The organism is Stenotrophomonas sp. YJH_SMC_101-4 (genome assembly GCF_059370395.1).
Window position 1 is genome coordinate 324,321 of the sequence record NZ_JCAFTP010000004.1, and the last position, 17,231, is coordinate 341,551.

The window sequence follows — 17,231 nt, forward strand, 5'->3', positions numbered from 1 at the left end:
GCAGTGGCGCCCGCCCGGGGCGCTATTCAAAGAGATAAGCGCCCGATTATACCGGCCGGGGCCGGTCAGCGCCCGGTACCGCCGTCTGCTTCGCCCTGGCGGGCGAACTGCAGCTGTCCCTGCTCGGCGAAGATGCGCACCGGCACCGAGCGCAGGCCCATGCCGCGGTTGACCTGCACCACGAAGTGCAGGTGCGGCGCAGTGCTGTAGCCGCTGTTGCCGGACAGGCCGATCGGTTGCCCGGCTCCCACCGCCTGGCCGCGGCGCACGCGCATGCCGCCGTCCTGGAGGTGGCCGTACAGGGCCATGCTGCCGTCGCTGTGCAGCACGCGGATGAAATTGGCACGGGCACCATCGCGCACGCGGTCCTGGCCATTGCCACGGAAGCCATCCTGGATCTGCATCACCGTGCCCTCGCGCGCGGCCAGCACCAGGGTGCCCTCCGGCAGTGCGAAGTCGACCGCGTCGAGGTTCTCCTCGTCGTCATGGCTGAATCGCCCCTGCGGCGCTTGGTCCACACGCAGGCGGGCCGCATCGAACGGCAGGCGATAGGCGACATCTTCGGCCTGTGCGGCCGGGTTGCCCGGCACCGACTGCAGTCGCAGATCCAGCATGCGGCCATCGATCGGGGCGGGCAGGTGGCCGACCACCAGGCTGCTGTCGCCCTGGATGAGCGACTCGACCGGGAGGCCTTCGACCGGGTGTCCGGGGGCGGCGCGCAGCTGGATCTGCAGCGGCCCTGCCAGCCCGTTGTCGATCCGCGCCTGCCATTGCGTACCGACCGGTTGCAGGCGCAGCTGGGCCATCGGTGCGGCAGCCTCGGCATCGCCTGCGCGGGCGGCAGAAGCGGGAGGAGGCACCAGTCCCCAGCCCTGGCGCCAGTCGCCGGCGCTGGCCGTCGCACTCGCCAGCAGGGGCAGCAGCAGCCAGGTCAGGGGCAGGCGTGGCATCGGGGGGTTCCAGCGGCAGGGACCGCCGGGACTGTACCGGATCCTGAACGGGACAACCGCGACGCCCCTCGCATACCCGGGACGAAAATATTCATCGCTTTATCCGCATGAAGGGATTGACAGTGCGCGGAAGGGCTGGCATCGTGGCCTCACCATCGAGACCGGCAGAGGGACAGGCCCTTTGAAGCCGGGGCAGCCCGCAGGCGCGCAAGCGTCCGCGTAGGTGCCAAATCCTGCGGGGACCGTGGCGTCCACCGAAAGATGGTTCGAACCATGCACCACACGTGCATCTCGAACGCGGGCCCCGCGAAGGCTCGATGGCCGATTCCCCAACCGGATCCCGCCATGAGCTTCGCCACCAGTACCGCCGTTCGCCCCGAACCCTTTGTCCCCGTCAGCGTGCCGGTCGAAGACCGTGTGCATGCCGAGCGCGGTGAGTTCGCCGCGGTGCTGTCGATGCGTCATGCCGGCCCCAGCCCGGTGCGCCTGCGCTACGAGTGGGTCGGCCCGGCCAACGCGCCGGTGGTGGTACTGGCCGGCGGCATCTCCGCGCATCGCCATGTGGCCTCCAACGCACAGTTCAGCGAGAAGGGCTGGGCCGAAGAGCTGGTCGGCAGGGGGCGCACGCTGGATCCGCAGCAGCTGCGCGTATTGGCGTTCGATTTCATCGGCGCCGACGGTGCGCTGGACGTGCCGATCGATACCGCCGATCAGGCCGACGCATTGGCGCTGGTGCTGGATCATCTCGGCATCCGCGCGCTGAAAGCCTTCGTCGGCTATTCGTATGGCGCGCTGGTCGGCCAGCAGTTCGCGATCCGTCATCGTGCCCGCGTGCGCCAGCTGGTGCTGGCCAGCGGTGCGCATCGCCCGCACCCGTATGCCGCCGCCTGGCGCGCGTTGCAGCGCCGCGCCGTCGCGCTGGGCCAGCTGCAGTGCGGCGAAGATCATGGCCTGGCGCTGGCCCGGCAGTTCGCCATGCTCAGCTACCGCACCCCGGAAGAATTCGGCGAGCGCTTCGATGCCGCGCCGGAAGTGATCAACGGCCGCGTGCGCGTGGCCGCCGAAGACTATCTCGACGCCGCCGGCGCGCAGTACGTCGCGCGCACACCGGTGACCGCCTACCTGCGCCTGTCCGAATCGATCGACCTGCACCGCGTCGACCCCGCCGCGATCCTGCCGCCGACCGTGGTGGTGGCCGTGGAAGGCGACCGCCTGGTGCCGCTGGCCGACCTGGTCGGCCTGGTCGAGGGCCTGGGCCCGCGCGGCAGCCTGCGCGTGCTGCGCTCGCCCTACGGCCACGATGCCTTCCTGAAAGAAACCGATCGCATCGACGCGATCCTCGCTACCGCCTTCCGCACTTCTGGAGAGACCGCATGAGCCTGCACGCCACCGAGCCGTCCTGTAGCCGCACCACCGCCGCGGTCCGCGCCGGGATCGACCGCGACACCGCCCACGGTGCGGTCACCCCACCGATCGTGCTGTCCTCGAATTTCAGCTTCGAAGGCTTCGGCAACAAGCGCCAGTACGACTACACCCGCAGTGGCAACCCCACCCGCGATCTGCTGGGCGAAGCCCTAGCCGAACTGGAAGGCGGCGTAGGTGGCGTGGTCACCGCCACGGGCATGGGCGCCATCAATCTGGTGTTGAACGCGCTGCTGCAGCCCGGCGATACGCTGGTGGTGCCGCACGATGCCTACGGCGGCAGCTGGCGCCTGTTCAACGCGCTGGCCAAGAAGGGCCACTTCGAACTGGTCACCGCTGATCTGACCGATCCGCGCGCGCTGGCCCAGGCCCTGGCCACCCAGCCGAAGCTGGTGCTGGTGGAAACGCCGTCCAACCCGCTGCTGCGCATCACCGACCTGCGCTTCGTGATCGAAGCCGCACACAAGGCCGGCGCACTGGTGGTGGTGGACAACACCTTCCTGTCGCCGGCACTGCAGCAGCCGCTGGCCTTCGGCGCCGACCTGGTGCTGCATTCCACCACCAAGTACATCAATGGCCACAGCGATGTGGTGGGTGGCGCGGTGATCGCGCGCGATCCGGCCGTGCATGAACAGCTGGTGTGGTGGGGCAATGCGCTGGGCCTGACCGGTTCGCCGTTCGATGCCTTCCTGACCCTGCGCGGCCTGCGCACGCTGGATGCGCGCCTGCGCGTGCACCAGGAAAACACCGCGTCCATCGTCGCGCTGCTGGACGCACACCCGGCGGTGGCGCGGGTCTACTACCCGGGCCTGGCCGATCATCCCGGCCACGCCATCGCCGCGCGCCAGCAAAGTGGCTTCGGCGCGATGCTGTCCTTCGAACTGGCCGACTGCGAAGGCGACGATCCGCATGCGGCGGTGCGCGCCTTCGTTGATGGCCTGCGCTGTTTCACCCTGGCCGAATCGCTGGGCGGTGTTGAAAGCCTGGTCGCGCACCCGGCCACCATGACCCATGCGGCGATGACCGCCGAAGCCCGTGCCGCGGCTGGGATCAGCGAGGGCTTGCTGCGTCTGTCGGTCGGCATCGAGGCCGAACGGGACCTGCTGGCCGACCTGGACGCGGCGCTGCAGCGCGCCGAAGCGGCGATCGACCATGCCGCACGCCGCAAACAGGTGGTGGATGCATGAGCGCAGTGGCCGCTGAACTTCCCGCCGTTGCCACAGGCCGGTTGGCACTGCTGGGTACCGGCACGGTGGGCACGGCCTTCGTGCAGCGCTACCAGGCCCTGCAGGCACGTGGGCTGACACTGCCGGGCGTGCAGTGGCTGGCCAATTCGCGCACCGCACTGGCCATCGATCGCGATCTGGCGGTGCCGCTGGAACTGGCGCGGCGTGCCCCGCGCGACGGCCAGGGCGCGCCGCGCTGGGCCGGTACCGAAGGCCTGGAACGCGGTGACGTGGTGGTGGATGCAACGGCCAGCGAAGAGGTGGCCGCACGCCACGTGCAGTGGCTGGCGCGGGGCGTGCACGTGGTCACCGCCAACAAGCTGGGCCGTGGTGCACAGCTGGCGCGTGCGCAGGCCATCGCCCACAGCTGCGCCGACAGTGGTGCGCGCTACGGCGACAGCGCTACGGTCGGTGCCGGCCTGCCGCTGCTCAGCAGCCTGCGCGCGCTGGTGGCCGGCGGTGACCACATCCATGCCATCGAGGGCGTGCTGTCCGGGTCACTTGCCTGGCTGTTCCATCGCTACGACGGCCAAGCGCCGTTCTCGGCCGCGGTACGCGAAGCGCTGGCGGCGGGCTACACCGAGCCGGACCCGCGGGTGGATCTGTCCGGTGAAGATGTGCGGCGAAAGCTGCTGATCCTGGCGCGAAGCAGCGGTCTGGCGCTGGACGCCGCACAGGTGCAGGTGGAATCGCTGGTGCCTGAAGCGCTGGCCGCGTTGCCGCTGGAACAGGCGCTGGCTGCACTGGAACAGTTGGATGCGCCGCTGCAGGCGCGTTGGCAGCAGGCGCACGCGCAGGGCCGCGTGCTGCGCTTCGTCGGTCGCGTGGATGCGCAGGGCGCACAGGTGGGCCTGCGCGAGCTGGCCGCCGATCATCCGCTGGCACAGGGCGCTGGCACCGACAACCGCGTGGCCATCCACAGTGATCGTTACCGCCAGCAGCCGCTGCTGATCCAGGGGCCCGGGGCCGGTGCCGAAGTGACGGCGGCGGCCCTGCTGGATGATGTGCTGCGCATCGTGGGTTGAGGCATCGCCGGGCATGGCCCGGCGCTACCTGGATGGCGCACCGGTAGCGCCGGGCCATGCCCGGCGGACCGCCGTCAACGCGTCTTCAACGCCTTCAGCAACGCGGCATTGAACTGCTTCGGATCCTGCACCTGCGGCGAATGCCCCAGCGCAGCGAATTCCACCAGCGTTGCCCCGGGAATGGCGGCGGCCGCCGCCTTGCCCAGTGCAGGGTAATTGCCCAGCGTCGCCTTCAGTTCCGCCGGTGCCTGGTCGCGGCCGATGGCGGTACGGTCCTTCTGCCCGATGAACAGTGTGGTGGGCACCTGCAGGTTCTTCAGTTCGTAGACCACCGGCTGGTTGAACACCATGTCCGAGGTCAGCGCCTGGCTCCAGGCTACCGCCTGCTTGCCCGGGCCGGCGTACATGCCCGACTGCATGCGTGCCCAGGTTTCATAGGCCGGCTTCCATTTGCCGTCGTAGTAGACGTCCAGCTGGTAGCGGCGGATGCTGTCATAGCTGATGTTCATTTCACCGGCGTACCACGCATCCACGCTGCGCCACGGCACGCCCAGCGCCTTCCAGTCTTCCAGCCCGATCGGGTTGACCAGCGACAGGCTGCGCAGATCCTGCGGATAGGTAAGCGCGTAGCGCACGCCCAGCATGCCGCCCATCGAATGGCCGACCAGGTGGACCGGCAGTTCGCCCAGTTGCAGGTGCTGCAGCAGGGCGTGGGTGTTGGCTGCCAGCTGCCCGAACGAATACTGGTAGCGCTCGGGCTTGCTGGATTTGCAGAAGCCGACCTGGTCGGGGGCAATGACCCGGTAGCCGGCGGCCACCAGCGGCTTGATGGTTTCCTTCCAGGTGGCGGCGCAGAAATTCTTGCCATGCAGCAGCGCGACCACGCCGATGGGAGACTTCTTCGGCGCGATGTCCAGGTAGGCCATCTCCAGCGGTTGCTGCTGCGATTCCAGGCTGAAGGTCTTCACCGGATAGCCGTAGTCGAAGCCCTCCAGCCGCGCACCGTAGGTCGGGGGCGGCGCGGCCAGTGCGGACAGGGGCAGGCAGGAAAGCAGTGCGGCAGCGACCAGGCGCATGGGGTTCTCCGTGGCAGGGAACCCCGAGCCTAACCGCAAAACGTTACCGCCGCTGCCGCCGGTAGAGTCGAGCTTGCTCGACTATCGCGCGTAGCGCGGGTTCACGCAGCCTGCCTGTAGAGTCGACTGTCAGTCGACTATCGCGCGTAGCGCGGGATCTCGCGGCCTGCCGGTAGAGCAGTCGACTGACAGTCGACTCTACCCCACGCACGTGATCAGCATTCGATCACGTTCACCGCCAAACCACCGCGGCTGGTTTCCTTGTACTTGTCCTGCATGTCGCGGCCGGTATCGCGCATGGTCTTGATCACCTTGTCCAGCGATACCTTGTGCTTGCCGTCGCCACGCATGGCCATGCGCGAGGCATTGATCGCCTTCACCGCCCCCATGGCGTTGCGTTCAATGCACGGAATCTGCACCAGCCCGCCAATCGGGTCGCAGGTCAGGCCCAGGTTGTGTTCCATGCCGATTTCCGCAGCGTTCTCGATCTGGCTGGGGTTGCCGCCCAGCGCAGCGACCAGGCCGCCGGCAGCCATCGAACACGCAACGCCCACTTCGCCCTGGCAGCCCACTTCGGCGCCGGAAATCGAGGCGTTTTCCTTGTACAGAATGCCGATTGCCGCCGAGGTGAGCAGGAAGTCGAACACGCGCTGTTCGTTCGCGCCGGGGCAGAAGCGGTCGAAGTAATGCAGCACGGCGGGCAGGACGCCGGCGGCGCCGTTGGTCGGCGCGGTCACCACGCGGCCACCGGCAGCGTTCTCTTCGTTCACCGCCAGCGCGTACAGGTTCACCCAGTCCAGCGTGGTCAGCGGGTCGCGCATGGCGGCCTCGGGCTTGGAGGACAGCTCGCGGTACAGCGCCGGTGCGCGACGGCCTACCTTCAGCCCGCCGGGCAGCACGCCTTCCTCGCGGATGCCGCGTGCCACGCACGACTGCATCGCGCTCCAGATCTCGCGCAGCTTCTCGCGGATCTCCTCTTCGCTGCGCCAGCACTTCTCGTTCTCGAACATCAGCTGGGCAATGCTCAGGCCGCTGCGCGCGGTCTGCGCCAGCAGTTCGTCGCCGCTCTTGAACGGGTAGGGCAGCGGGGTCTCGTCGGGCACGATGCGGTCGTCGGCGGCATCGTCCTGGTTGACCACGAAGCCGCCGCCCACCGAGTAATAGTCGCGGGTGGCGATCACTTCATCGTCGGCGTTGTAGGCGGTGAAGCGCATGCCGTTGGTGTGGTAGGGCAGCTTCTGCCGCTTGTTCATGCCCAGGTCGCGCTTCTCGTCGAAGGCGATCTCGTGCTGGCCCATCAGCAGGATGCGCTTGCTGCTGCGGATGCGTTCCAGCGTGGCCGGAATGATGTCCGGGTCGATCAGGTTCGGGCGCTGGCCTTCCAGGCCCAGCAGGATGGCCTTGTCGGTGCCGTGGCCGCGCCCGGTCAGGGCCAGCGAGCCGTAGACATCGGCGCGGATGCGCGCCACCTCGTGCAGGCGGCCCGGGTCCAGCAGCCAGCGGTGGATGAAGCGTTCGGCGGCCTTCATTGGCCCGACGGTGTGGGAGGAGCTCGGGCCAATGCCGATCTTGAAAACGTCGAACGTGCTGACAGCCATGGTTGCCGTACTGCGGGTACCGGAAGAGGCCGCTATTCTAGCGGTTCATGCCGCACTTCCATGGCTGCGGCGCAGCATTTCCGCCAAGGGGTCCCATCCGGTGTTGACTCTGTTCCAGCGTGACGACTGCCACCTGTGCGACATGGCCCTGGCCGAGCTGGCCAAGGCCAGGGCGCCGGAGTTCGAATCGGTGTTCCTGGATGACCAGCCGGCGCTGGAGCCGCGCTACGGCGCGCGGGTGCCGGTGCTGCGCGACGAGCGCGGTGACCGTGAGCTGGACTGGCCGTTCGACGCGGCCACGGTTAAGGCTTGGCTGGCTGAAAGCTCATTGTAGAGCCGAGCCATGCTCGGCTGACGCGCGCAGCGCGACCTGGACGGCAGCCGAGCATGGCTCGGCTCTACAGGATGCGGCCGGGGCCGTGCCCCGGCCCATCGCTCATTTCGCGTCGAACTTCACGATCGTGCTGATCGCGGTTTCGTCCGGGATGGTCTTGGTGTCGGCCCAGTCACCGCTGCCGACGCCGAAGTCCAGGCGCTTGACGGTGGCCTTGCCGGTGAGCACCGGCTGGGTGCCCGGCTTCCAGGTGAAGGTCAGCGTGACTGGCTTGCTGACCCCGCGCAGTTCCAGGGTGCCGTCGGCGGCGAACTGGTCGTTGCCCACCGCTCGGAAGCCCTTGGCGGTGTAGCGCGCGGTGGCGAACTTGCCGACGTTGAAGAAGTCGGCGGTCTGCAGGGTCGAGTCGCGGTCGCTGTTGCCGCTCTTGGCGCCGGCCAGCGGGATCACCACGTCCAGCGAACCGGCGGCCGGGTTGGCCGGGTCGAAGCTGAGCTTGGTGGCAAAGCCCGGGAAGCTGCCGGTGAACACTTCGCCGTCGTACTTGGTCGCGAACACCAGGATCGAACCGGCACCGGGGGCCTGCGCGTAGTCGGCGGCGAGCACCGGGGCGGTGGCCAGCATGCCGGCCAGGGCGGCGGCCACGGCGGCCGGAGTGGTCAGTTTCAGGTTCATCGGTCAGTCCTTCTGAGGGGAGGTGAGCCAGCCACGCGGCAACATGCGGGACAAGGTCGCATCGCGCTGGAACAGGTGGTGGTAGAAGGCAGCGCCGGCATGGGCCAGCACCACCGCGATCAACAGCCAGAAGCCGTATTCGTGGATGGCATGGGACACCGCAACGACCTGCGGGTCCGGGCCGCTCAGCTTGGGCACGTCGACCAGGCCGAACCAGCGGAACGGGCGCAGGCCGCTGGCCGAGTCGTACAGCCAGCCCGATAGCGGGATGGCAAACATCAGCACATACAGCAGCACATGGGTGGCACTGGCGATGCGCTCCTGCCAGCTGGGCACGCCCGGCACCGGCTTGGGGGCACCGGCATACAGGCGCCAGCCGAGGCGGAAGAGTACGAGCGCCAGCACGGTGATGCCGATCGACTTGTGCGCGGTATAGACCCAGAAATACTTGGGGGTCTTGGGCAGTTCGCCCATGGTCAGGCCGACCACGCCGAGGGCGAGGATCAGCAATGCGATCAACCAATGCAGGATCTGGCTGACACTCCCCCAGGCGGCGGGGGTGTTCTTGGCGGTCATGAAGGGTCCTCTAGGGGGCCGTCTTGGGGTCGGAGTGTGGAACGGGAGCGGGAGTTCCCGGGGCGTCGCTGCGGTCGAGTGTGGCTTCAGCCTCGATCCTCAGCTGTACTGCATCACCGATGACGCCCGGCCAGGCGGTGATGCCGAACGCGCGCCGGCTCAGCGTGGTGCTGGCGGAAAAACCGGCGGTGCGTCGGAACGGGGGCAGGGGATAGCGCTTGATGGCGTTGAGCGTCACGTCCAGCGTGATCTCCTGGCTGACCCCGCGCAGGGTCAGGGTGCCGATCACGTGGGCGCGCCTGGCATCGATCGGTTCGACCCGGCTGGAGACGAAATGTGCCTTCGGGAAACGCTCGCCATCCAGAAGGCTGCGGGCCAGCGTGGCCTGGTTCCATTTGGCATCACCCAGGTCCAGTCGCGACACGGGGACCTCGACATCCAGTGTGGCCTCGCGCCAGTTGTCGGGATCGAACTGCAGGCGGCCCTCACTGCCGGAGACCGTGCCCATCGCCTGCGAGTAACCCGCGTGGTCGATGGTGAACAGCACACGCGTATGCACCGGATCGAGGCGATAGGTATCTGCATCCGCCCAGGCGGGGGCGGTGGCGAGCAGCATCGGCAGCAGGGCCAGGCAGGGACGCATCGATGGCGGGCTCCGGAAAGGGGGACGTTGCGATCATACGCACAGCCCCCTGCCAACGTTGCGTGCATGGCTGCAACAGTTCGTGGTGGGTCCACCGCTGGAAACAGGCTGTTGCAGCCATGAAGCCGGCCCTGTGTGACAATCGGGACAGGACAGGGGGTTCAGGATGACGAGCGGTTGGCGCCGGTGGTGCCGAGGCATCGCGGGAATGGGGCTGCTGCTGATGGCGTTCGCCACGGCGGCCACGGCCCTGGACATGGCGGAAACACCGCGCCTGCGCCGTTTCGGTGCCGCCGAAGGCATGCCCTCGCGCATGGTGCTGGCGTTGGCCGAGGACCGCCAGGGCCATATATGGGCTGCCACTGATGGTGGCCTGGTGCGCTATGACGGCGGCAGCCTGCGGGTCTGGGAACATGATCCGGAGCAGCCGGGATCGCTGCCCGGCAACGAGATCGAGACCCTGCTGGTCGATCCCCTGGATCGCGTCTGGGTCGGCATCAATGGCAAGGGCGTGGCCCGGCTGGATGCTGACCGCGAGCACTTCAAGACCTTCGATGCGGTCAACGGCCCCTGCATGAGCCAGTTCTGGACGTTGGCCTACGCCGAGGATGCACTGTGGATCGGCACCAGTGGCCATGGCGTCTGCCGTTTCGGTGAAGACGGCAGCCTGCGCTTCTTCGAGCATGATCCGGCCCGTCCTGGCGGGTTGCCCAGCAATACCATCTACAGCAGCCTGGTCGATGCGCAGGGGCGCCTGTGGATCGGCACCGAGGCGGGCATTGCGCGCTGGAACGGCACTGGATTCGAGGCTGTCGCGCCGCGCGAACTGGGGGCGCTGAGTGTGTTGCGCCTGAGCCGCGACCCCGATGGCTCGATCTGGGCCGGCAGCCAGAACGACGGCCTCTACCGTATCGACGCGCAGGACCGGGTCAGTCGTCCGCGCTGGACCGACAGTGCACGCCTGCGTTCGGCACTGGTGCTGGCCGATCGCCAGGGGGGTTACTGGGCGGGCACCTCCGATGGCCTGTTGCGCGGAGATGCCAGCATGCTGCGGCGGCTCGACGGCGACCGTGGCAGTGGTTTCCTCACTGCCCAGAGCGGTGTGCTTGATCTGATGCAGGACCATGAGGGCGGATTGTGGGTGGCGCTGCTGACCCAGGGCCTGGCCTACCTGCCGCCGGACTGGCGCCGGTTTTCGATCTGGAACCAGCTTGACGGCAAGCCGCTGGACAGCCAGTACCTGTTGAGTGCAGCCAGTGATGGCCGGAATTACTACGTCGGCTCAGCGCATGGCGTGTACCAGCTGGACGCGCAGGGAGTGCTGAAGTTGTTGGCCAGCGATCGCGAGATCGGCCGCGGGGCGGTGTGGTCGGTGCTGCCGCGGCCGGACGGGCGCCTGTGGCTGGGGCGTGCCGGCCGCATCAGCGTGTACGACCCGGCCACCCGCGCGCTGCACGATTGGCATATCGATGGAGGGGCCGACCTGCGCCAGCGCATCGATCTGATGCGGCAGGCCCCCGATGGCACGGTCTGGCTGTCGGTGATGAACCTGGGCCTGCAGCAGCGCAGCGCCGATGGCCGCGTGCTGCGTAGTTTCCCGCTGGAGGATCTCCGCAAGACGGCCGATTCACCGGTTGAGCAGATCCGCTTTGATGCCCAGGGCAAGGCCTGGGTGATGGGCGACATGGGGATCTGGCGTGAACAGGCCGGGCGTTTCGAAGCGGTGCCGGGCGTTTCGCGTGGGCTGATCTACGATCTGGTGTGGGTGGATCCACAGCAGCTGTGGCTGGCCCGCCAGGGCGCGCTCGAGCGCTACCAGTGGGATGGCATGAGCCTGCGCCTGATCCAGCGCATCGATGGCAGTGCTGGCGTGCCGTCGGTGAGCATGGGGGGACTGGCGTTGGCCGAAGATGGCCGCCTGTGGGCGACCACGCCACGTGGCCTGCTGCGGTGGGACCCGAAGGCGCGCCGCCTGCAGCAGTTCAACGAACGCGATGGCCTGCCCGATGCCGAGTTCACCAGCCGGCCGCCAGCGGTGAATGCCGATGGTCGCGTGCTTGCGGTGGCCCAGACCGGCCTGGTGGTGTTCGATGTGAATGCTGCCGATGCCGTGTTGCCGCCGTCGTCGCTGGTGATCGCCGAGGTCCGCGTGCGGCGCGATGATGCCCGTGGTTGGCAACCACTGCCGACCACCGGCACGCTGTTGCTGGGGCCGGATGATCGTGATCTGCAGATCGATGCACGACTGCTTTCCTATGCCAATCCGCAGGGCAATCGTTACCGCTTCCGGGTGCAGGGCTACGACCAGAACTGGGTGGAGCAGGGCGGTGACGGCCAGCGCACGTTGTCGCGGCTGCCGACCGGCAGCTACGTCATTGAAGTCCAGGCAGCCACGGCCAGTGGCGCGTGGACGCCTTCGCAGCAGTTGCAGGTGAAGGTGCTGCCACCCTGGTGGCGCAGCGGCATGGCGATCTTCGGCTACCTGCTGATCGGCTCGCTGCTGCTGCTTATCCTGGTGTGGTCGATCCGTGCGCGCCTGCGCCGCCGCCAGCAATGGCAGTTGACCGTGCACAAGCAGCAGCTGGCAGAGCAGGCCTCACAGGCCAAGAGCCGGTTCCTGGCCACGCTGGGCCATGAGGTGCGCACGCCGATGACCGGTGTGCTCGGCATGAGCGAACTGCTGCTGGCCACCCCGCTGGATGCGGTGCAGCGCAGCTATGCAGGCTCGATCCAGCAGGCTGGCAGCCACCTGCTGCGGCTGGTCAACGACGCGCTGGATCTGGCCCGCATCGAGGCCGGCCGGCTGGAGCTGGACCTGCGCCCGTTCGATCTGGCCGGCCTGCTCGACCAGGTGCAGGCGTTGATGCAGCCGATGGCGAAGCAGCGCAACCTGGAGTTCCAGCGTGGGAGCGATCCGCCGGGGCCGGTCAGCGTCAGCGGCGACGAGATGCGCGTGCGGCAGATCCTGCTGAATCTTCTGGGCAATGCAATCAAGTTCACCGAGCGTGGGCACGTCGGCCTGGCCGTGCGACTGGAGGAGAACGGCGGCGGCCTCTGCTTCGAAGTGCATGACACCGGCCCGGGCATCAACGCCGAGCAGCAGGACCGCCTGTTCCATCGCTTTGAACAGGCGGACGGCCCGCGCACTGCGTCGCGCTATGGCGGCAGCGGGCTGGGCCTGGCGATCTGCCAGGAGCTGGCTGTGGCCATGAACGGACGCATCGAAGTAGACAGCCAGCTGGGCAAGGGCGCGCGTTTCCGGGTGTGGCTGCCGCTGCCCTGGATCCGGCAGGCCGCCAATGCGCCGGGCGAATCGCCGGTGCTGCCGATGCTGCCGCCACTGCGCATCCTGCTGGTGGAGGATGACGCGACCGTGGCGGAGGTCATCGCCGGCCTGCTGCGTGGCCGTGGGCACGACGTGGTGCACGTGCTGCATGGCCTGGGCGCGCTTTCGGAGATCGCCACCGATGGCTTTGACGTGGGCCTGCTCGATCTTGATCTGCCGGCGCTGGACGGCACCGCCATCGCCCGCCAGCTGCGCACCATGGGCTATGAACTACCCCTGGTGGCGGTCACCGCACGTTCCGATGCCTACGCTGAGACCCAGGTCCTGGCGGCTGGGTTCGATGGCTTCCTGCGCAAGCCGGTGACCGGTGACATGCTGGTGACTGCCATTGCCCAGGCGCGCGCAAAACGACAGACCGCCCTTTGAATGCGCCAGCGCCGGGCGTGAACGGCGCGACTTTCGGTTTACCATGCCGACGCCCGTAGTGCGGGAATCATCAGAAGCAGCGTGAGGAGGCAATCGGTGGTGTATCTGCGGGCGGCGATGCTTCTGCTGGTCCTCCTGTGCTGCCTGTCGCCCGCTGCGGCGCAGCCGGTGCCACCGAGCCCGCGCCAGGTGACGGTGTTCGACGGCTTGCCGTCCAATACCGTGAACCGCATGGCCGAGGATCGTTACGGTTACCTCTGGATCGCCACCAACGACGGCCTGGCCCGCTATGACGGGCGCAACTACCGGATCTGGCGTTCGGAAGACGGCCTGCGCGACAACCGCATCTGGACGGTGCTGGTCGATGCCCGCAACCAGCTCTGGATCGGCACCGAGAACGCCGGTCTTGTACGGATGTCGGCCGATCGCCGCCAGCTGCATTTCTACGACCGCAGCAGCCAGCCGTTGATGGGCACCAACACGGTCTGGAGCCTGGCCACCACGCCGGATGGTTCGGTCTGGTTCGGCACCCACGAAGGTGGTCTGTACCGCCTGGACAACCAGGACCGGCTGCAGCGCTTCCTGCCCGAAGCGAACAACCCACGCAGCCTGCCGGCCGCATCGGTGCCGTACCTGGCAACCCTGGCCGATGGCAGCCTGTGGATCGGCACCAAGCATGGCGTCGCGCGCTGGACCGGCACGGACTTTGAACGGGTCGGTGCCGGCATCGTTCCCAGCCAGCTGATCAATGGCCTGACGGCCGAGCCCGATGGCAGCCTCTGGATCAGCACGATGGCCGGTGCCGTCGTGCGTCGCCCCGACGGTCGTTTCGAGGCGCCGTCCTGGAAGCTGCCCGAAGGCGAGCAGGTGCTGGGCATGATGCTGCGCGACGAGCAGGGTGGGCACTGGCTGGACACCCGCACCGGCCTTGGCCGGGCGGTCGATGGCCAGTACCAGGCCGTGCCTCTGTACAGCGCCGTGGCACGTGGTCCGGTGCGCCCGAACTGGACCGGCGCCTACGAGGATCGCGAGGGTGGTATCTGGCTGGCCAGCACCAACGCCGGCCTCTGGCACCTGCTGCCGCGTTGGTGGCAGTTCTCGGTGCTGTCGCGGCTGGAGGACGACCCCCGCTCGCTGCGCAACGCTTTCGTGCTGGGTACCAGCCCGTCCAGCAACGGCGGCATCTGGACGGTCGGCAGCCACGGCGCGCTGGACCGCTTCGATCCGAAGACCGGCAGCATCGAACAGCATCGCACCTGGGTCAACGGCATGCACTGGCTGACCTCGGTGCGCGAGGATCGCCGCGGCCAGGTCTGGATCGGTTCCAACGACGCACTGCTGCGCTATGACCCGAAGCGGCGTGATCTGCGCCGCTGGGGCCGGGATGCCGGCGCCGACGCGACCATGGAAGGGGTCATCGAATCGATGATGACCTGTGATGGTGACAGTCTCTGGCTGATGCTGTCGGCGGGTCTTCAGCAGCGCGATCTGGATGGGCGCCTGCGGCGCCAGCTGGACAATGGCCAGCGCGGATTGCAGCAGGGCCAGCTCAATCTCGACGTGGAATGCGGGCCTCAGGACCATATCTGGCTGGCCAGCAGCCGTGGCCTGCTGCAGTGGCTGCCGGAAAGCGAGCGTTTCCAGCCGGTGCCGGGTGCACCGGCGACCGCGATCCATGCTCTGCACGTGGGAAGCGATGGCCAGGTCTGGCTGTCCGAGGATGGCCGCCTGTCGCGCTACCGCTGGAGCCAGGGCCGGCTGGAGCGGCAGGCCGTGATTGGTGCCGAGCAGGGCTACCCGGCGATCTCCGCCTCGGGACTGGTGGTCGATGCCCAGGGGGTAGCGTGGGCAACCAGTGCGCGTGGCCTGGTGCGCATCGGTGCCGATGGCCAGAGCGTGCGCCTGTATGGCGTGCACGACGGCCTGCCGAGCCAGGAATTCCGTGAGCACACGCTGGTGATGTCGGGAGACGGCCATCTGGTGGCGGGTACGCCGGCCGGTGTGGTGGTGTTCGACCCGGAGCAGGTGCGGCCCTCGATGCGGCGTGCGCCGCTGGTGATCGAGCGGGTGGAGGTGCGCCGCAACGAGCAGGTGCTGGACCTCACCCACGACACGCCGTTGCAGATCGCCGATGGCGACCGCGATCTGCGCATCGTCGCGCGCCTGCTGTCATTCGCCGATTCGGCGTCCAATACCTATCGTTACCGGTTGGCCGGCTACGACCCGGACTGGGTGGAAGTGGGACCGGCCGGTGAGCGCCTGTTCTCGCGGCTGGCACCGGGCAGCTATCGGCTGGAAGTGCAGGCGCGGTCGGCCGACCATGTCTGGTCACGGGTGCAGAGCCTGGAATTCCGCGTGCAGCCACCGTGGTGGCGCAGCTTGTCCGGCCTGCTGGTGCTGGCCTCGTTCGCGCTGCTGCTGACCAGCTGGTTCGCTTGGCTATACCGTCGTCGCCTGCAGCGCCGCCACGCCTATCAGCTGGCGCTGCACAAGCAGGAGCTGGCCGAACAGGCATCGGCCGCCAAGACCCGCTTCCTGGCCAACCTTGGCCATGAGATCCGCACTCCGATGACCGGTGTGCTGGGCATGAGCGAGCTGCTGCTGTCCTCGCCTCTGGATCCGCAGCAGCGCGGCTATACGCAATCGATCCGCCATGCCGGCGAGCACCTGCTGCACCTGGTCAACGATGCGCTGGACCTTGCGCGGATCGAATCGGGTCGTCTGGAATTGCAGCACAAGCCGTTCGCACTGAGCAGCCTGCTGCAGGACCTGGCCGCGCTGATGGGGCCGTTGGCGGCGCAGAAGGGCCTGCGTTTCACCCTCGACAACCAGCTGCCCCCCGGCCTGCAGGCCACCGGCGATGCAATGCGGGTCCGTCAGATTCTGCTGAATCTGCTCTCGAATGCGGTCAAGTTCACCAGCCGCGGCACCATCACCCTGCACGCGCGCGGCGACGCCGAGCTGCGATCGCTGCATTTCGAGGTGCGCGACACCGGCCCCGGCATCAGCCAGGAGCAGCAGCAACGCCTGTTCCGCCGCTTCGAGCAGGCCGATGGTGCACGTACCGCCGCCCAGTACGGCGGCAGTGGCCTGGGCCTGGCGATCTGCCGCGAACTGGCGCATGCGATGCAAGGGCGCATCCAGGTGGAGAGCCAACTCGGTCGCGGCACCTGCTTCGGCGTGACGTTGCCGTTGCCGATGGTGGTCGATGCCAATGCCGAAGCAGATGGTGAAACGCACCGCGAGGACGCGGCGAACATGCCGCCATTGCGGGTACTGCTGGTGGAGGACGATGCGACCGTGGCTGACGTGGTGCGCGGGTTGCTGAGTGCGCGCGGGCACGAGGTCGTGCATGCGGGGCATGCGCTGGCGGCACTGCGCGAGATCAGCGCCGGTGATTTCGACGTCGGCCTGCTGGATCTTGACCTGCCGGGCCTGAGTGGCTTCGAGCTGGCCCAGCACCTGCGCAACCAGGGCTACATGCTGCCGCTGCTTGCCGTGACCGCGCGGACCGATCCGGACCTGCAGCAGCAGGTGGAAGCGGCCGGCATCGGCGGTTTCCTGCGCAAGCCGGTGACCGGTGAGCTGCTGGTGGAAGCGATCGCCAGGGTCATGGGGCGGTAGGGGGTTCGGCAGGGCCTGCGGCCCTGCACCTGCGGCAAGCCGGAGCAACAGCAACAGTAACAGCCGAAGCAAAAGCTGGCTTCCTGTGGGATGGCGGGGTGGGCCCGGTTACGGGGGACGCTGCAAGTCCCCCTCCGGGGCCCGGCCCAGCCGCTGGCGGCTGTGCGTTCGGGCGCTTGCGAAGCAGTGCTTCGCAAGCAAAGCGCCCTCACCCATGTAAGCTCGGTCGCCGCATCCATGCGGCTCACGCCCCCGCAACCGGACCCACCCCGCCTTCGACAGAATTCTGCGATCTGCAGTAGATCCACGCCATGCGTGGATGCGTTTCGATTTCAATTCGACCTATTCGATGTTAATGGACGTTCATCCA

The 17,231-nt window shown here is 68.0% G+C and carries 12 protein-coding genes and 1 riboswitch; of the genes, 6 read left to right on the plus strand and 6 right to left on the minus strand.

Going from position 1 to position 17,231, the window contains the following annotated elements:
* Positions 1-65: 65 nt before the first annotated feature.
* Complete coding sequence (locus AC5P8D_RS15750; RefSeq protein ID WP_159360468.1) at positions 66-950, minus strand: M23 family metallopeptidase; 885 nt, start codon at positions 948-950, stop codon at positions 66-68.
* A 149-nt stretch (positions 951-1,099) separates the two neighbouring features.
* Positions 1,100-1,218, plus strand: a riboswitch (SAM riboswitch).
* A gap of 77 nt (positions 1,219-1,295) precedes the next feature.
* On the opposite strand from AC5P8D_RS15750, the gene metX reads away from it, so the two are divergent.
* The 3 genes from metX to AC5P8D_RS15765 are packed head-to-tail and all read left to right on the plus strand — an operon-like array spanning position 1,296 to position 4,623.
* Positions 1,296-2,327 carry a homoserine O-succinyltransferase MetX gene (metX, locus tag AC5P8D_RS15755; protein WP_495203471.1) on the plus strand — a complete coding sequence of 344 codons (1,032 nt, stop codon included), beginning with the start codon at positions 1,296-1,298 and terminating at the stop codon, positions 2,325-2,327.
* Positions 2,324-3,559, plus strand: a complete 1,236-nt coding sequence (locus tag AC5P8D_RS15760) for an O-succinylhomoserine (thiol)-lyase (RefSeq protein ID WP_108756919.1) — start codon at positions 2,324-2,326, stop codon at positions 3,557-3,559. Before metX ends, AC5P8D_RS15760 begins: the two co-directional genes overlap by 4 nt.
* Positions 3,556-4,623: a homoserine dehydrogenase family protein gene (locus tag AC5P8D_RS15765; protein ID WP_495203472.1), complete on the plus strand. Its 1,068-nt coding sequence runs from the start codon at positions 3,556-3,558 to the stop codon at positions 4,621-4,623. The genes AC5P8D_RS15760 and AC5P8D_RS15765 overlap by 4 nt, the downstream gene beginning before the upstream one ends.
* Positions 4,624-4,697: 74 nt before the next feature.
* Here AC5P8D_RS15765 and AC5P8D_RS15770 read toward each other — a convergent pair whose 3' ends face one another.
* Both AC5P8D_RS15770 and AC5P8D_RS15775 read right to left on the minus strand, forming a co-directional pair.
* Positions 4,698-5,699, minus strand: a complete 1,002-nt coding sequence (locus AC5P8D_RS15770) for an alpha/beta fold hydrolase (protein ID WP_495203473.1) — start codon at positions 5,697-5,699, stop codon at positions 4,698-4,700.
* Between the two features lie 215 nt (positions 5,700-5,914).
* Positions 5,915-7,297, minus strand: a complete 1,383-nt coding sequence (locus AC5P8D_RS15775; protein WP_108750776.1) for an L-serine ammonia-lyase — start codon at positions 7,295-7,297, stop codon at positions 5,915-5,917.
* Between the two features lie 100 nt (positions 7,298-7,397).
* Between AC5P8D_RS15775 and AC5P8D_RS15780 the strand changes: the two genes are divergently transcribed.
* Positions 7,398-7,631, plus strand: coding sequence for a glutaredoxin family protein (locus AC5P8D_RS15780; RefSeq protein WP_019338792.1), 234 nt, complete (start codon positions 7,398-7,400; stop codon positions 7,629-7,631).
* Between the two features lie 102 nt (positions 7,632-7,733).
* Here the strand turns inward: AC5P8D_RS15780 and AC5P8D_RS15785 are convergent, their stop codons facing one another.
* Genes AC5P8D_RS15785 through AC5P8D_RS15795 form a run of 3 tightly spaced genes read right to left on the minus strand, consistent with a single transcriptional unit; the run spans position 7,734 to position 9,525 of the window.
* Positions 7,734-8,306 (minus strand): YceI family protein, encoded by a 573-nt coding sequence (locus AC5P8D_RS15785; RefSeq protein ID WP_019336389.1) that lies wholly within the window; start codon positions 8,304-8,306, stop codon positions 7,734-7,736.
* A 3-nt stretch (positions 8,307-8,309) separates the two neighbouring features.
* Positions 8,310-8,882, minus strand: coding sequence for a cytochrome b (locus AC5P8D_RS15790; RefSeq protein ID WP_010482755.1), 573 nt, complete (start codon positions 8,880-8,882; stop codon positions 8,310-8,312).
* 10 nt (positions 8,883-8,892) lie between these two features.
* Positions 8,893-9,525 carry a YceI family protein gene (locus AC5P8D_RS15795; RefSeq protein ID WP_010482756.1) on the minus strand — a complete coding sequence of 211 codons (633 nt, stop codon included), beginning with the start codon at positions 9,523-9,525 and terminating at the stop codon, positions 8,893-8,895.
* A 166-nt stretch (positions 9,526-9,691) separates the two neighbouring features.
* Between AC5P8D_RS15795 and AC5P8D_RS15800 the strand changes: the two genes are divergently transcribed.
* Together AC5P8D_RS15800 and AC5P8D_RS15805 are read left to right on the plus strand one after the other, a co-directional pair.
* Positions 9,692-13,237 carry a hybrid sensor histidine kinase/response regulator gene (locus AC5P8D_RS15800; RefSeq protein ID WP_312393026.1) on the plus strand — a complete coding sequence of 1,182 codons (3,546 nt, stop codon included), beginning with the start codon at positions 9,692-9,694 and terminating at the stop codon, positions 13,235-13,237.
* 96 nt (positions 13,238-13,333) lie between these two features.
* Positions 13,334-16,861 (plus strand): hybrid sensor histidine kinase/response regulator, encoded by a 3,528-nt coding sequence (locus AC5P8D_RS15805; RefSeq protein WP_010482758.1) that lies wholly within the window; start codon positions 13,334-13,336, stop codon positions 16,859-16,861.
* Positions 16,862-17,231 lie beyond the last annotated feature (370 nt).

What these genes read in the sequence shown, in the direction of transcription:
- AC5P8D_RS15750 (WP_159360468.1), bottom strand. Translation starts at nt 950, where the DNA reads ATGCCACGCCTGCCCCTGACCTGGCTGCTGCTGCCCCTGCTGGCGAGT.
- metX (WP_495203471.1), top strand. Translation starts at nt 1,296, where the DNA reads ATGAGCTTCGCCACCAGTACCGCCGTTCGCCCCGAACCCTTTGTCCCC.
- AC5P8D_RS15760 (WP_108756919.1), top strand. Translation starts at nt 2,324, where the DNA reads ATGAGCCTGCACGCCACCGAGCCGTCCTGTAGCCGCACCACCGCCGCG.
- AC5P8D_RS15765 (WP_495203472.1), top strand. Translation starts at nt 3,556, where the DNA reads ATGAGCGCAGTGGCCGCTGAACTTCCCGCCGTTGCCACAGGCCGGTTG.
- AC5P8D_RS15770 (WP_495203473.1), bottom strand. Translation starts at nt 5,699, where the DNA reads ATGCGCCTGGTCGCTGCCGCACTGCTTTCCTGCCTGCCCCTGTCCGCA.
- AC5P8D_RS15775 (WP_108750776.1), bottom strand. Translation starts at nt 7,297, where the DNA reads ATGGCTGTCAGCACGTTCGACGTTTTCAAGATCGGCATTGGCCCGAGC.
- AC5P8D_RS15785 (WP_019336389.1), bottom strand. Translation starts at nt 8,306, where the DNA reads ATGAACCTGAAACTGACCACTCCGGCCGCCGTGGCCGCCGCCCTGGCC.
- AC5P8D_RS15790 (WP_010482755.1), bottom strand. Translation starts at nt 8,882, where the DNA reads ATGACCGCCAAGAACACCCCCGCCGCCTGGGGGAGTGTCAGCCAGATC.
- AC5P8D_RS15795 (WP_010482756.1), bottom strand. Translation starts at nt 9,525, where the DNA reads ATGCGTCCCTGCCTGGCCCTGCTGCCGATGCTGCTCGCCACCGCCCCC.
- AC5P8D_RS15800 (WP_312393026.1), top strand. Translation starts at nt 9,692, where the DNA reads ATGACGAGCGGTTGGCGCCGGTGGTGCCGAGGCATCGCGGGAATGGGG.